This window comes from Nocardiopsis algeriensis (assembly GCF_014203695.1).
GTDB lineage: Bacteria > Actinomycetota > Actinomycetes > Streptosporangiales > Streptosporangiaceae > Nocardiopsis > Nocardiopsis algeriensis.
The window spans coordinates 136,185-151,356 of the sequence record NZ_JACHJO010000007.1; the positions used below are offsets into that span (position 1 = coordinate 136,185).

General features: G+C 73.1%; 11 protein-coding genes. 7 read left to right on the forward strand and 4 right to left on the reverse strand.

Features of this window, described 5'->3' with window-relative positions; all coding sequences use genetic code 11:
- Positions 1-11: 11 nt before the first annotated feature.
- On the reverse strand, positions 12-2,102 hold the full coding sequence (locus tag FHS13_RS12675; RefSeq protein ID WP_184291839.1) for a prolyl oligopeptidase family serine peptidase: 2,091 nt from the start codon (positions 2,100-2,102) through the stop codon (positions 12-14).
- Positions 2,103-2,439: 337 nt separating this feature from the next.
- A complete protein-coding gene (locus FHS13_RS12680; protein ID WP_184291841.1) occupies positions 2,440-3,450 on the reverse strand; it encodes a GlxA family transcriptional regulator in 1,011 nt (336 codons plus the stop codon).
- A 100-nt stretch (positions 3,451-3,550) separates the two neighbouring features.
- On the opposite strand from FHS13_RS12680, the gene FHS13_RS12685 reads away from it, so the two are divergent.
- A complete protein-coding gene (locus FHS13_RS12685; RefSeq protein WP_184291843.1) occupies positions 3,551-4,819 on the forward strand; it encodes an MFS transporter in 1,269 nt (422 codons plus the stop codon).
- 94 nt (positions 4,820-4,913) lie between these two features.
- On the opposite strand, the gene FHS13_RS12690 is transcribed toward FHS13_RS12685, so the two are convergent.
- The gene (locus FHS13_RS12690; protein ID WP_184291845.1) at positions 4,914-6,116 is read right to left on the reverse strand and encodes an alpha/beta hydrolase family protein; all 1,203 of its coding nucleotides are present in this window, start codon (positions 6,114-6,116) and stop codon (positions 4,914-4,916) included.
- An 828-nt stretch (positions 6,117-6,944) separates the two neighbouring features.
- Here FHS13_RS12690 and FHS13_RS12695 point away from each other — a divergent pair.
- From FHS13_RS12695 to FHS13_RS12710, 4 genes are all read left to right on the forward strand, one after another.
- A complete protein-coding gene (locus FHS13_RS12695; protein ID WP_184291847.1) occupies positions 6,945-7,781 on the forward strand; it encodes a CPBP family glutamic-type intramembrane protease in 837 nt (278 codons plus the stop codon).
- Positions 7,778-8,932, forward strand: coding sequence for a sensor histidine kinase (locus FHS13_RS12700; RefSeq protein WP_184291849.1), 1,155 nt, complete (start codon positions 7,778-7,780; stop codon positions 8,930-8,932). The genes FHS13_RS12695 and FHS13_RS12700 overlap by 4 nt, the downstream gene beginning before the upstream one ends.
- Complete coding sequence (locus tag FHS13_RS12705) at positions 8,929-9,588, forward strand: response regulator (RefSeq protein ID WP_184291851.1); 660 nt, start codon at positions 8,929-8,931, stop codon at positions 9,586-9,588. Before FHS13_RS12700 ends, FHS13_RS12705 begins: the two co-directional genes overlap by 4 nt.
- A 114-nt stretch (positions 9,589-9,702) precedes the next feature.
- Positions 9,703-10,731: an STM4015 family protein gene (locus FHS13_RS12710; protein ID WP_184291853.1), complete on the forward strand. Its 1,029-nt coding sequence runs from the start codon at positions 9,703-9,705 to the stop codon at positions 10,729-10,731.
- A gap of 31 nt (positions 10,732-10,762) precedes the next feature.
- Here FHS13_RS12710 and FHS13_RS12715 read toward each other — a convergent pair whose 3' ends face one another.
- A complete protein-coding gene (locus FHS13_RS12715) occupies positions 10,763-11,767 on the reverse strand; it encodes a hypothetical protein (protein WP_184291855.1) in 1,005 nt (334 codons plus the stop codon).
- 260 nt (positions 11,768-12,027) lie between these two features.
- Between FHS13_RS12715 and FHS13_RS12720 the strand changes: the two genes are divergently transcribed.
- On the forward strand, positions 12,028-14,076 hold the full coding sequence (locus tag FHS13_RS12720; protein WP_184291857.1) for an acyltransferase family protein: 2,049 nt from the start codon (positions 12,028-12,030) through the stop codon (positions 14,074-14,076).
- A 502-nt stretch (positions 14,077-14,578) separates the two neighbouring features.
- Complete coding sequence (locus FHS13_RS12725; protein WP_184291859.1) at positions 14,579-15,172, forward strand: nucleotide exchange factor GrpE; 594 nt, start codon at positions 14,579-14,581, stop codon at positions 15,170-15,172.

Below are 15,172 nucleotides of genomic sequence, written 5' to 3' on the forward strand. Positions count from 1 at the left end.
GCCGCAGTGTTTCAGCGGGAGGCGTCGCCGGGGGTCAGGCCGGTGTGGGCGGCGCAGAAGGCGAGGACGTCGGTCTGCAGTCCGAGGCCCCGGTCCAGGGAGCGCGGGCCGTGGCCGACGCCGCTCTCGCAGCGCAGCACCACCGGACGGCCCGAGGTGGTGGCGTGCTGGAGGGCCGCGGTCATCTTGCGGGCGTGCAGGGAGTCCACCCGCGGGTCCACGCGGGGGCAGGTCAGCAGCACCGCGGGGTAGGGCGTGCCGGCCCGGACCCGGTGGTAGGGCGAGTAACCGAGCAGGACGGCGCACTGGTCGGGGTCCTCGGCGGTGCCGAACTCCTCGGTCCACAGGCGGCCGAGTCCGAACAGGTGGTAGCGGAGCATGTCGGTGACCGGGTCCGAGCACACCGCGGCCGCGAACAGCCCCGGTTCCCGGGTGAGGGCGGCGGCGACCATGAACCCGCTGTGGGAGGAGCCGCGGATCGCCAGCCGGTCGGGGCCGGTCCGGCCCTGGCCGATGAGCCACCGGGCGGCCGCGAGGAGGTCGGTGACGGCGTTGGGTTTGCCGGCGCCCCTGCCGGCGGCGTGCCAGCCAGTGCCCTCCTCGCCGCCGCCGCGCACGCTCGCGATCGCGTAGGCGCCACCCGCGGCGACCCAGGCCGCGACGGACGGGGAGTAGGTGGGCGGGGTGGAGGCTCCGAAGCCGCCGTAGGCGGTGAGCAGGGTGGGCAGCGGCCCGGTGCGGCCGGGCGGGGTGACCAGGTGCATGCGCACCGGGGTTCCGTCGTCGGAGGTGTAGGTGACCTGCTCGACCCGGGGCCGCTTCCCGGCCGCCGGCCGGTCCGGTGTGCGCGCCGGCTCCTCGGGGTCGGGGACGCAGCGCCGTCCGCGCAGGTCGAAGCGGTGGACCTGGGGCGGGGTGGTGAAGTCGGTGTAGGTGAACCAGGCGCTGGGTGCGCCTTCGGGGGGTGCGGTGAGCCTGGAGACGTGTCCCGGTCCGGGGGTGGCCACCTCGGCCAGGGGGCTGCCGTCGGCGGCGTGCAGCCGCAGGGTGCTCAGGCCGCGGCGGGTGCGGGCGACCAGCAGGCGCAGTCCGCCGCCGTCGGGGTCGGTGAGTGCGGCGCAGGAGTACAGGACGCTGCCCGGCTCCTCCGCGATGACGGTCTCCCAGTCGCGGGAGTGCGGTGCGGCCGGGTCGACGGCGCACAGGCGTCCGAAGGGCGCCCCGTCGTCGGTGACGGCGTGGATCCGTCCGCCGGGGGCGAACTTCAGCAGCGCGCGGGTGCTCCGGTCGGTGCCGTCGAAGACGGGGAGGAAGCGCGGCTCCTCCGCGGGTCCGTCGCGGAGGTCGGCGAGCCACAGGCGGTTGCCGGAGGTGGCCCCGGGTGCCTCGCTCACCGCGAGGCGGCGCCCGGAGGGGTCCGCGGTGACGGAGAGCTGGGGCAGGTCGGTGGTGAACAGGACCGGGTCGTGTCCGGGGTCGGTTCCGATGCGGTGCAGCCGCAGTCGACGGCCGCCGTTGCCGGAGGCCGAGACGTAGCAGAAGGCGGTGTCGCCCAGCCATGCCACGGGGGTCACGCGTCCGGTCTCCAGCGGCCCGTCCACCACGCGGCCCGAGGCGACGTCGAGGACCCGCAGCCTCGGCCGTTCGTCGCCCTGGTGGGACATCTGGTAGGCGAGCAGGTTCCCGCCGGGCGAGGGGCGCCAGGCGTCGAGGGTCACGGCTCCGGAGGCGTCCTCGGCGAGGGGGTCCAGCAGGGTCCGGGAGGGCCCGCCGGGCTCGGTGACCGCCAGTGCGGGCAGCTGGCGTCCCGGGGTGGTGCGGAGGCGGAACCGGCGCCCGCGCCGCCACACCGGTGGCGAGTCGACCGTCACGGCGGCCGCCTCCTCCAGCAGTTCCCGCCAGGCGGCGCGGTGGGGCCAGGAGGCGGCGGCTTCGGCGAACATCCGCTCCTGGGCCTCCAGCCAGGCGGCGCACTCGGGGCTGCGGCCGTCTTCCAGCCAGCGGTAGGGGTCGGTGACGGCGTAGCCGTGCGGGTGTTCGACGACGGCGTCCCGGCGCGCGGGGACGCCGTCGGTGCGGGGGTGCGGGGGTGCGCTGGACATGGTTCTCTTCGGGGGAGTCGGGAACGGGCCCCCGGGTGTCCGGGGGCCCGTCGGGGTGTCGGAGGAAGGTCAGTCCTCGTCACCGGCGACCAGCGCCGTGCGCCAGTCCTCCAGGTCGATGATCTCGTCGGAGAGAATGAGGAGAATGCCGGGAAGTTCGGTCATGACGCGCTCCAATCACAGCAAGGAATCACACAGTCACTTTCAGTATGCACGGAAGGAAGGGTGACGGCAAGGCCGGGAACCGAGCTCTCACCCCTCTGAACAGGGCATATGCACCATCGCTCTCCTCCGGCCGCTGCCGAAGCCGCACACGGCGGGTCCCCGGCGCCGGACGTCACAGGACCCGGTCGCCGCCGGAGCGCGGCAGGGTCCGGTCCGCCGACCGGAACGTGGTGCGATAGGTACTGGGGGCCACGCCCAGCGTCGTGCTCATCTGCCGGCGCAGCGCTGCTCCGGTGCCGAAGCCCGAGCGGTGCGCCACGTGGTCGATGCCCAGGTCGGTGGTCTCCAGCAGATGCCGGGCCTGGTCGACGCGCTGCTGTGTGATCCACTGCTTGGGGCTCAGCCCGGTCTCCTCGCGGAAGCGGCGGGTGAACGTGCGCGTGCTCATCCGGGCGCGCGCGGCGAGCGTACGCAGGTCCAGCGGCTCGTGCAGGCGCTCCGACGCCCATGCGCGGACCTCGGCGAGGGAGGTGTCGGCCGCCTCCGGGACCGGGCGCACGATGTACTGCGACTGGCCCCCGGGGCGCCACGGCGGTACGACGCACCGGCGCGCCGCCATGTTCGCGACCCCGCTGCCGTGGTCGTCCCGCACGACCTGCAGGCAGAGGTCGACGCCTGCCCCCACACCCGCCGAGGTGAGGATGCGGCCCTCGTCGACGAACAGCACGTCCGGGTCGAGGTCGACGCGCGGGAACAGACGGCGGAAGTTGTCGGCGTGCGCCCAGTGCGTGGTGGCCCGGAGCCCGTCCAGCAGGCCCGCCGCGGCCAGGGCGAACGCCCCCGTGCAGATGGACATGGTCCGTGTGCCGTTCCGGACCGCCGCCAGAAGGGCGTTCCGCACCGGTTCGTCCAGGATCCCCTCGGTCATCACGGGCGCGTCGTGGTGCACGCCGGCCACGAGGACCGTGTCCGCCTCCGCCAGCAGTTCCAGGCCGCCCTCCGGGGTGACGGTGAACCCCGCGTTGCTGCGCACGGGACGGCCTCCGGGGGTGCAGACCCGCACCCGGTAGAACCGCTGGTCCTGGTCGTCGAAGGCCGCGTGGAAGATCTGCGCCGGCATGCCGAGATCGAAGGCGACCACCCCGTCCAGGGCGAGCACGGAGATCCGGTGGGGGCGGCTCATGGCCCGATTCTTACACAAGATGGCTCTGTATCCCCTCCTCCCGGCGGGGCGTATCGCGCATCCTTGCCGGGTGGTGAGAAACAAGCATGTACTACCGTGGATGATCGCCGGAATCGGCTTTGTCGCGCTCGTCGGCGCAGCGGGCTTCCGGGCCACCCCAGGGGCGCTGGTGGACCCGCTCCAGGAGGAGTTCGGGTGGTCGACCGGCACCATCGGCTTCGCCATGTCGGTCAACCTCGCGCTGTACGGTGTCACCGCCCCGTTCGCCGCCGCCCTGATGGAGCGTTTCGGCGTCCGCAGGGTGACGGCCGGCGCGATGGCACTGATCGCGCTGGGCAGCGGGGCGACCGTCCTCATGACGGCGGCCTGGCAGCTCGTGCTGCTCTGGGGTGTACTGGTGGGCCTGGGAGCCGGCTCGATCTCACTGGGGTTCGTGGCCGTCATCAGCACCCGCTGGTTCAGCAGGCACCAGGGCCTGGTCAGCGGCATCCTCTCGGCCGGCGGCGCGACCGGTTCGCTGGTGTTCCTGCCCCTGGTGGCGTCGCTGACCGAGTCGGAGGGCGGATGGCGGACCGCTGCGGTCGTGGTGTCCCTCGTGGCCCTGGCCACGGTTCCGATGGTCCTGCTGTTCTTCCGTGAACACCCCGCCGACTCGGGGATCCCGCCGTACGGCGCGAACGAGATCGTGCCGCCGCCCCCTCCTGCGGGCAATGCCGCGAGGCTTGCCGTCGACGGGCTGAGGAACGCCGCCCGGACCAGGGCCTTCTGGCTCCTCGCCGCCGGTTTCGCCATCTGCGGCGCCACCACCAACGGCCTGGTCGCCACCCACTTCATCCCCGCCGCCCACGACCACGGCATGCCCACCGTGGCCGCAGCGGGCCTGCTCGCCCTGATCGGTGTCTTCGACCTCGTCGGCACGATCCTGTCCGGGTGGCTCACGGACCGCATCGACCCCCGGGTCCTGCTGGCCGTCTTCTACTCGCTGCGCGCTCTCTCGCTGCTCGTCCTGCCCCAGCTGTTCGACGAGCGGATCACCGGGTTCATGATCCTGTTCGTCATCTTCTACGGCCTGGACTTCATCGCGACGGTGCCGCCGACCATCGCCCTGTGCCGGGAGCATTTCGGGATGTCCGCGCCGATCGTCTTCGGGTGGGTCTTCGCCGCGCACCAGATCGGCGCCAGTGTCTCGGCCACCGCGGCCGGCATGATCCGCGACAGCTTCCACGACTACGCACCCGCCTGGTACATCGCCGGTGTGCTCAGCTTCGGCGCGGCGCTCCTGTCCCTGCGGGTGGAGCGCACGCCGCCGGAGGAGGCGGGCGCCGCGAGGCAGGACGATCTCGTACCGGAAGGTGACGGGGGCGGCTGACCCCGCAACGGCCCCGCGGCCGCACCCCGGAAGGCCCGCGCCGGTCGGCCGGGGCGCGCCGCCTCGGCGGTGCGCCCCGGCGTCTTCGGCGTCGTCACCCCGTCCGTTCCTCCTCGGGCTCCACCACGACCAGCTCGGGGTGGAAGCTCTCGGGGTCCTCCAGCAGGGGCTGGTCGCCACCGCGCAGGTGGTGGTCGAAGAACGCCACGCTGTAGGCGCGCACCAGTTCCAGGCCGCGGTCGGTCGGCAGGTCGCCGTACAGGTTGCGCCACTGCTGCTCGGTGAACACGCCCCTCAGGCCGAACTGCTCCGCCAGCACGCCCCTGTCGATGCTGTTGGAGTGGCCGGACCCGTCGAGCCTGATCCACTGCCGCCATCCCTCCAGGCGCGGCCAGATCTCCTCCACCCCCTCCCACTCGTTGCCCTGGTCGTTCTCGATCAGGGCCAGCGGTTTGTCCAGCCCCTCGCCCGCCGCGGCCGGGTAGAAGGGGCCGTCGAAGTTGATCCCGGCGTCCACCCGGTCCTCGACGCGCAGCGTCTCGGCGGTGGCCGCGCCGCCCCAGGAGTGCCCGGCCATCCCGATCCGGGAGGCGTCGATCACGTGCGACCAGCGCCAGGCCGGGTCCGGTCCGGTGAGCCGGTCCAGGAGGAAGGACACGTCCTCGGCCCGGTTCTCCGTGCCCTCGGCCCACCTTCCGCTGGTGCACCCGGGGCATGCGGTGATCACCCCGCCGGGGAACTCCACGGGCGCGGCCTCGTGTGCGTGGTCCACACCCGCCACCACGAAGCCGTGGGCGGCCAGCTCCTCGGCCAGTGAGGACAGCTCGATCCGGTTGTGCCCGGCCCCGGGCGAGAGCACGATAAGCGGGAAGCCGTTCCGGGTGCGCGCGGGCGGCATGTCCAGGCGGGAATGGGTGCGCACCCGGCTGTGCATGGTGTCGGAGGGCAGGTCCAGACCGAGTGCCGCCACCATGGCGGCCGACTCGGCCTCGGTCATGTACGGCGCGGTCCGCCCCGCGTCGGCGCGGGCCGGGTACCAGAGGGTCACCATCAGCTCGCGGGGTCCGCCGACCCAGATGTCCTCGCGTTCCTCGTCCACCAGGTGCAGGGTGGTCCTGCCGACCGGGCGGTCCCCTGTGGGCTCGGGCAGAGCGGCCCGCAGCTCGCCGGCCGGAGCCGGTGCGGCGGCGGCCGGCGCGGCGGGGCCTCCCGTGAGGACGGGCAGGGCCAGGGCCGCGGCCGCTGCGAGCGCCGTACCGGTGCGGGCGCGGCTTCCACCGTGCGGTGCGTGGGACATGTCTTCCCTTTCTGTCGCGGTCACCGGCAACCCTAGGAAGGAGGAAAGGGCGGCACCATGGGGATCGCCCCCGGGTGTGGGGTGAGGAAAACCCCCGGAACCGTCGGGGGGGTCGGAGGAAGGCACCCGCGTGCGGTGGACGGCGGTACCGGACTCGCCCTGCGGCGGTGTCGCGGGGATCGGGGCCGGATATCTTGCCCGAAAATGCCTGCCCCGCGCTTTTGCCGCATCCGGATTCCGCCGATACGGCAGGATTTCGCCGAAATAGCCGCCGACCGCAGAGGTGCTTTCCGGCCGGGACCCGGAGGCCCGCGCACCTCCGGACCCGGAGAAAACCTCCTGGCCAGGGGCTCACGTCGGCGCCCCTTGGCGCAAAACGGTTGTTATTCCCCCAATCCATGTCCGGGGACAAAGTCATTTCCGATTTCGGTTCCCTGCCCCCGCCAATGGTGCTACACAGTGGTGGTAGCGGCGCCGGGGGAAGCCGCGACCCGCCCCTGGTGGAAACTGCTTGAGGGGGCCGATTCCACCAGGGGCGCCCGGCCGGGCCACCCGGCGGCGGGAGGAACTCCCGCGCCGCGGACGGCGAGGACCGAGCCCCGGCGCGGCACCGGGACGCCGCCGGGACACGGAGCGACAGCGCCCTCCGCCCGTTCCGCCTTCCTCCGCCTCGCCGCGCGGGGCCGCTCCGCACCGTCCCGCGGTACCTGTCCCCCGTGCGAGCTACGCGCAAGTGTCCACCGCATGGTGACGACTCCGGGCTGCTCTCTCCGTAGTGTTTCGACACGTCCGCGGCACCCCGCTCGCGGATTCGCAGAAGGAGCTCTCGTGAGACTGGTATGGCAACTCGCGGCCGTCGCGGCCGTTTCTCTGATCGGCAGCCAGGCCGTGGCCGCGGTGCAGGACAACCCGTGGTTGACACTTGCCCTCGGTCTCCTGACGTCCGTGCTCGCGATCCTCGCCTACGGATGGGTGGTGCGCCGGACCGAGAAGCGCTCCCCGGTGGAGATCGCCCGCGAGGGCGCGGCGGCCGCGACCGGCCGGGGGACGCTGCTCGGCGTCGCGCTGTTCGGCGCGGTCATCATCGGCATCGCGCTCCTGGGGGGCTACGAGATCCACGGCCTGGGCTCGGTGACGGGCGCGGTGGGGCTGTTCGGATTCATGGCCGCCGCCTCCGTGACCGAGGAGCTGCTGTTCCGCGGCGTCCTGTTCCGGATCATCGAGGAACGCACCGGCACCTGGATCGCGCTGGCGCTGACCGGTGCGCTGTTCGGTCTGGCGCACGTGTTCAACCCGAACGCCGGCCTGTGGGGCGCCCTCGCCATCGCGATCACCGGCGGGGGCATGCTCGCCGCCGCCTACATCGCCACCCGCAACCTGTGGCTTCCGATCGGCCTGCACTTCGGCTGGAACTTCGCCGCGGCCGGCATCTTCAGCACCGAGGTCTCGGGCAACAACACCCCGCAGGGGCTGCTGGACGCCACCTCGTCGGGACCGGTACTGATCACCGGCGGCGACTTCGGCCCGGAGGGAAGCCTGTACACGGTGCTGTTCTGCACGCTGATGACGGTCGCGTTCCTGTGGCTGGCCCACCGCCGCGGCCACATGGTGCCCCGGCGCCGGCGCGCCGACCGGGTCGCCGCCGCCACTACACTTCCCCAATGATCGACCGTCTGCGGATCCCCGAGCCGTGGCGCCGGTTCGGCGGCACGGCCTGGCCCTTCCCCCTGGCGCTGCTGCTCCTGGTCGCGTCGTTCCTGCCGGCGCTCCACAACAACGGCACGCAGCTCGGCGGGATGCCGGACCGCCCCTTCGACGCGCTCGCCGTCGTGGCGATCGCCCTCCAGTGCCTTCCTCTCGCCGTGAGCCGGCGGTGGCCCCTTCTCTGCCTCGTCCTGGTGGTGCTCGGCTTCACCGTCGACCAGCTCCAGGGCTACCACTCGCTCGCGGGCACCGCGCTTCCCGTCGCGCTGCTGAACGCGGGGTTCCGTCTGGAGCGGTACCGGGGCGCCACCACTCTGCTGCTCTCCCTGGCGTACGTGCCGCTGGCGCTCGTGCTCTTCCGGTTCGGCTCGGGCGAGACGCCGGCCGGGTTCGTGATGTTCTACATCGCGCTGGTCCTGGCGTGGGTCCTCGGGACGTGGCTGCGCTCGGTCAGGGCCGCGGAGGCCGAGCGCCGCCGCCGGGTCGCCGAGGACACCCGGACCGCCGAGCGGACCCGTATCGCCCGCGAGCTCCACGACGTCGTGACCCACCACGTGACGGCGATGGTCGTGCAGGCCGAGGCGGCACGGTACCTGACCGCCGCGCCCGACCGCCTCGACCAATCCCTGAGCGCCGTCACCGACACCGGCCGGCAGGCCATCAGCGATCTGCGGCACCTGCTCGACCTGCTCAACCCCGACCACGGCGCCGAGACCGCAACGCCGATGGCGGGCAGGATCCTTCCCCTCGTGGAGCAGACCCGCCGGGCCGGTCAGCCGGTGGAGTTCGTCGAGGAGGGCACCCCGGCGGACTCGGCCGGCAGCGCCGGGTTCGTGGCCCACCGGGTCGTGCAGGAGGCCCTGACGAACGCCCTCAAGCACGCGCACGGCAGCCCCACCTCGGTCGAGGTGCACCACGGGGAGGAAGAGATCACCGTGGAGGTGGGCACGGACGGTCCCGGCACGCCGGCCGGGTCCCCCGCCGGGAGCGGACGGGGCCTGGCGGGGCTGCGTGAACGGGTCGACGCCCTGGGCGGCGACTTCACCGCGGGTCGGCGTGCGGACGGAGGATTCGCCGTGCGAGCCCGCATCCCCGTGGAGGGCCGGCCGTGACCGCGCCGATCCGGGTCCTGGTCTGCGACGACCAGATGCTGATCCGCACCGGGCTGACGACGATCATCGACGCCCAGCCCGACCTCGAGGTGGTGGGCGAGTGCGGGGACGGGCAGGCCGCGGCCGACCTCGGCCGCCGGCTGCGCCCGGACGTCGTGGTGATGGACGTGCGCATGCCGGTGCTCGACGGCATCGAGGCCACCCGCCTGCTGGCCGGCGCCGGGGTCCCGCATCCCGTCAAGGTGCTCGTGGTGACGACGTTCAACCTGGACGAGTACGTCTACGAGGCGCTGCGCGCGGGGGCGAGCGGGTTCCTGCTCAAGGACGCACCACCGTCCCAGCTGCTCCACGGGATCCGGACCGTGGCCTCGGGCGCGGCCCTGCTGGCACCCGAGGTGACACGCCAACTCGTGGGGATGTACGCCGCCCGGATCCGGCCCGCGGAGGAGACCTCGAACGACACCCCGCTGACCCCCCGCGAGCTGGAGGTCCTCCGCCTCATCGCGGACGGACTCTCCAACAAGGAGATCGCGGGGACCCTCCTGATCAGCCAGGAGACCGTCAAGACCTTCGTGTCGCGCATCCTCTCCAAGCTCGCGCTCCGCGACCGCGTCCAGGCGGTCGTCTACGCCTACCGCCACGGCCTGGTGACCTGAGGCGCCGCAGCACCGGGGAGGGCCCGGGTTCCGTCCGGCCGTGTCCCGTTTCTGTCCGCGGGGACTGCCAGAATCGGGGGGCATCCCCCCGAAACCCCCGGAAAGGGAGTCCCCGTGCCCCACCTCACCGAGTTCGCGGGCCTGCCCGTGATCGAGTTCCCCTTCGACAGGACCGATCAGGAATGGCGCCGGCGGCTCCAGCGGGTCCAGGAGGCCGGCGGGGACCGGTCCGCGCCGCCCTCCGTCGCCTGGCGGCTGCGCCGGGGAGGGGACGTCGGATGGGACGAGGACTCCGCCGGCTACTTCGCCCGCTTCCTGTCCGAGGTGGGCGCCGAGCACGTGAGGGCGCTGGTGGTCGGCGACTGGTTCGACTCCGCCGACGAGGGCCTGTACGAGCCCGTGGAGCTGCTGGCCGAGAACGCCGGCGCGCTGCCGAACCTGCGCTTCCTCTTCGTCGGCGACATCGACTTCGAGGAGTGCGAGCTCTCCTGGATCGACCAGCCCGACCTGGCCCCGCTCGTGGCCGCCTTCCCCCGCCTGGAGGAACTGTCGGTGAAAGGCGCCGCCGGCGGGCTGGGAGGCGGCAGGCTCGGCCTGCACGTGCCCTCGCACACTTCGCTGCGCTCCCTCACCATCGAGAGCGGCGGCCTGCCCGCCGAGGTCACGCGCGAGGTGGCCTCCTCGGGCCTGCCCGCGCTGGAGCACCTGGAGCTGTGGCTGGGTGTCGAGGACTACCGCGGCGACACCTCGCCGGCGGATCTGGCGCCGGTGCTCTCCGGCGAGGCGTTTCCCCGGCTGAGGTACCTGGGGGTGCGCAACGCCGAGAAGCTGGACGAATGGATCGGCGTACTGGCCGACGCGCCCGTCATCGACCGTCTGGAGGTCCTCGACCTGTCGCTGGGCATCCTCACCGACAAGGGCGGTCAGGAGCTCGTGGACCGGGCTGCGGCCTTCGCGGGTCTGCGCCGGCTCGACCTGCACCACCACTACCTGAGCGAGGAGACGGAGGAGCGGGTGCGGGCCGTGTTCGCCGGGCTCGGTGTCGAGACCGACCTGTCCGAGCGGCTGGAGCCCTCCTACTACCCCGGACACGGAGAAGGCGCGGAGGGCACCTGGCACTACTACACCGCGGCGGCGGAGTAGCCCTGCCCGAGCGCCTCCCGCGCACGGCCGCTCAGCGGTCGGCGCGGGAGTCCTCGCCCTCGCTGCCCTCGTCCTCACGTTCCCCGGCGTCGGGGTACATCGCGCGGACGCGGCGGGCGACCTCGTCGAAGCCGCCGCTCTCCAGGACGCGCATCTGGTCGCGGGCGAACGAGGCCCGGCGCGGGCCCTCGTCCAGGGAGTCGATCATGCCCCGCAGGATGGCCACCTGCACGTCGCGTTCGGCGGAGTCGTGGCCGTCCCCGCCCTCGTCGGCGGGCCACCAATAACTCTCGTATCCCTCGCTGTCGACGTCGCTTCCCGGCCCCGGCAGGGGGTCCGCCTCGTCGTCCAGCGGTTCCAGGTCGCCGAGCAGCTCGTCGGCCGGTCCGCCCACGGAGGCGAACGCCTCCGACAGCTCCACCTCGGCGATGCGGATCGCCTCGCGCAGCTCGCGGTCCTTGCGCAGGTCCGCCATCTGGCGCAGCCGTGCGGCGTCGCCCTCGGCCAGGCACAGGCTCACCTCTTCCGCCCACACCACGATGCCGCTGCCGATGACGGCGGTCTCCACCGCCAGGCGGGCGGCCAGCTCGCACTCGGCCATGCCCTCGTCGGCGGGGTCGGTCTTCCGTGCCAGCTCCGCCGCGCGCTGGACGACCGCGAGCGCGGCCGGGCCTGCGGGGTTGCGCAGGCGCAGGTCGACGTGGCCGGACCAGCGCCAGTGGACCACCGCGGAGAACTGGAGGTCGTAGTCGGCAGCGGCGCTGGGCAGGGAGACGGTCCGCAGGCGCCTGCCGTTGCCCATCGGCGCGGGGCGGGTCTCCTTCTCCTCCGCGGGGGGCGGTTCGGGGGCGCGGCGGTGCAGGCGTCCGAGCAGCACGGCGCCGCCGACCAGCAGGACGAGGGGGACCCACAGCAGGCCCCAGGGGCCGGTCAGGGGGTAGAGCGCGGCCGGGACGAGCGCCACGGCGAGGGCGGCCAGGACGACCCGCGGGAGGGTGACGGGGGTGACTGTGGGCCTCCTCTCGCGCGCGGCCACGGGACGGGCCTGCCTTCAGGGCGCGGAGGGGGGTGTGGCGTGGGCCGGACGTTCTCCGCAGAACCAGTCTGCCGGACATCTGGAGCGCACGCACCGATATGCCGGGGGTCGGGCGAACTTGTGGCCAAGGAAAGGTGTCCCGGCGCTTGTCTTCGGCCGAACAGCGCCTGTCGTGCCGCCTTTTACCGCGTCGCGGGCGCGCCGGGGGCAACAAAATGTACGAACCGCATCCTGTCCCCGTCTCCTGCGGAGTCCGCCCGATGCAGTCCACCGCCGCTTCCGGTGACCGCGCCCCGGCCGTCCGGGCCCCTGGCGCGCAGCGCCGCTTCCGGCCCGAGGTCCAGGGTCTGCGCGCCGTCGCCGTCCTCCTGGTCCTCGTCCACCATCTCGATCCCGGCCTGCTTCCCGGAGGCTACGTCGGCGTCGACGTCTTCTTCGTGATCTCGGGCTTCCTCATCACCTCGCAGCTGTACCGGGAGGCGGTGGCGGGGGGCCGTGTCTCGGTCCGGGGCTTCTACGTGCGCCGGGTGCGGCGCCTGCTGCCCGCCGCCACCGCCGTCCTGGTGGTGACGGGGGCGGTGTCCCTCGCCGTCCTGCCGGTGACGCGCCTGACCGACACCATGTGGCAGCTGGTCGCCTCGGCCGCGTACGTGGAGAACCTCTACCTGGCGCGGCAGTCGGTGGACTACCTGGCCGCCGAGGCCCCGCCGAGCCCGGTGCAGCACTTCTGGTCGCTCTCGGTGGAGGAGCAGTTCTACCTGGTGTGGCCGCTCCTGTTCGTGCTGTGGGCCCTGTGCCGGCGCCGGTGGCGGGCGGGCAGCGGAATGCTGGCGGTGCTGCTGGGCGCCCTGTTGGTCGCGTCGCTGGCCTGCTCGGTGGCGATGGCCGGCGAGTCCTCCGCGTACTTCCTGCCGGTCACGCGCGCCTGGGAGTTGGCCGTGGGCGGCCTGCTCGCTATCGCCCTGGCCCGCGGGAGCCTGCCGGAGCGCCTGCGCCTGCCGCTGGGGTGGCTGGGATTGGCCGCGATCGCGGCCTCCGCGCTGCTCTACGGCGGCGCCACCCCGTTCCCGGGCTGGACCGCCCTGCTGCCGGTCCTGGGCGGCGCCGCGGTGATCGCCGCCGAGGAGTCCCGGAGCCGCCTGTCGGCGTCGGCCCTGCTGAGTACGGCCCCGGCCCGCTGGGGAGGTGACGTGTCGTACTCGCTGTACCTGTGGCACTGGCCGCTGACCGTGTTCGCCCTGGTGCTCGCCGGCACGGACCGGCTCGGCCTCCTCGGCGCGGTCGCGGTGGGCGGTCTCTCGGTGCTGATGGCGTGGGCCACCAAGGTGTGGGTGGAGGACCCGGTGCGCGAGCGGGGGCTGATCCGGAGCGGGCGCGGTGCGGCCGCCGGGGCCGTGGCGGGCGTGCTGGCCGTGGCCGCGGTCGGCGCGGTGCTGTACGTGCGTGTGGACCAGGTCCGGTCCGTCGGTTTCGACCCGCGGGTCCACGTGGGCCCCGAGGCGCTGGACCGGGCCTCGGTCGAGGGGCCGCTCTACCCGTCGCCGATCGATGCCGAGGAGGACGCGCCGGTCCTGTACGGCGACGGCTGCCAGGCCCCGCCCCCGGCCACCGATCCGGGTGACCCGTGCGTGTACGGCGACGAGGACGCCCGCGAGACCGTCGCCGTGGTGGGCGACTCGCACAGCGCCCAGTGGGTGACCGCGCTCCTGGAGCTCGGGGAGGAGCGCGGCTGGCGCCTGGTCCTGTACACCAAGTCCTCCTGTGCGTTCACCGACACCGCGGTCGAGGACGCCGGGGGCGGGGAGTACGAGGAGTGCCGTACGTGGAACCGCGCCGTGGTCGGCGAGCTGGCCGAGCTGCGGCCCGACACCGTGGTGACCAGTTCCTCCACGGCCGCGCGGCCGGTCGGCGCGGAGAGCCCCGAGGAGGGGGCCGAGCTGATGGCCGAGGGCATGCTCACCCTGTGGCGGGAGGTGGCGGAGGTGACGGACCGGATCGTCGCCGTGCGCGACACCCCGCGCCAGAGGAGGGACGTGGTCGAGTGCGTGGCCGGATCCGGCGGCCCGGAGGAGTGCGCGGTCCCGCAGGAGCAGGCGTTCGAACGCGAGGACCCGCAGGAGGAGGTCGTCGCGCAGTTGCCGGGGAAGGCGTTCCTGGTGGACATGAGCGACCTGTTCTGCGCCCGCGGCGAGTGCCCCGCGGTGATCGGCAACGTGATCGTCTACCGCGACTCGGGGCACATCACCAGCACGTACGTGTCCCTGCTCTCCGAGGAGCTGGGCCGGCGCATGGACGGGCTCCGGGCCTGAACCGCCGCCCCGGGCGTCCTGTGTCCGCAGGTGCCGGGGCCTGTCCCGCGGTGTGCGCCGCCGGGGCGGGTCCCGTTTTTGTTCCATCCCATTTTGCATATACGGACTTCCCTGCCGCACACCAGAAATAAAATTGTCCTTTTCTGGGCAAGTTTGGCCCCGCATGGCACATTCGGAGATTCCAGGACAGAAATCCGCCGCGCGCCCGCCTCCGCACATCCGCCACGGCTTCCCTCCGCGGCGCACCGGCCACAGTCCCCGGCGCCGAACCCGCGCCCTTCCCGCTGCTGGACGCCCTTCCCGCCGCCGACGCACCAGGCACACCGGTTTCGGACAGGCCCCGAAAAACCTCTGCACAGAACAAAAGCAGGTGAATGACCACCGCACCGAGCAGGTTATTCACCGGCGATGCGTCCGCCTTTTTCGAAGGGTTCCTCCGGAGTATGCTCTTTGGGCAGAACCGGTAGCGCCACAAGAAGAACTGCGGTGAAAGGCGGCACCGATGACGGCACACGGCGGTCCTCCCGAGCCCGTCGAGGAGTCGGCGGCTCCCGGATCCCGGCCCGACGGACATCCCGCTCCTCCCCTTCCCCCCGACCTGCGCCTGGCCTCCCTGGAGGCGCACATGGCCGCCCTCGGCACACACCTGGCCGCCCTCGACGAACGCGCCCGCCACCGAGAGGCGGTCATCGACCGCCTGCACGCCGAGAACCAGGAGCTCAGGGCGGGCGACCGGCGCGCCCTCCTGGATCCCGTCATCTCCGATCTCATCCGCCTGTACGAGCAGCTCTCCCGCGAGGCCGACGGCCTGCGCGACCGCGGCGAGCAGCGGCTGGCCGCCCTGCTGGGGAGCCTGGCCGACGACGCCCTCCTCGCCCTGGAGCGGGTCGGTGTCGAGCCCGTGGAGGCCGGGGTCGGCGACCCCTTCCGCGCCGATCTGCACCGCCCCCTGTCCACCGTGAGCGACCCCGACCCCGCGCGGTCGGGCACCATCGCCCGCGTCGTCTCCCCCGGTTTCCGCGACACCGCCACGGGACGGGTCAGACGCAGGGTCCAGGCCCACTTCTACCGCCATGTCGAACCCGCCCAGCCGTGA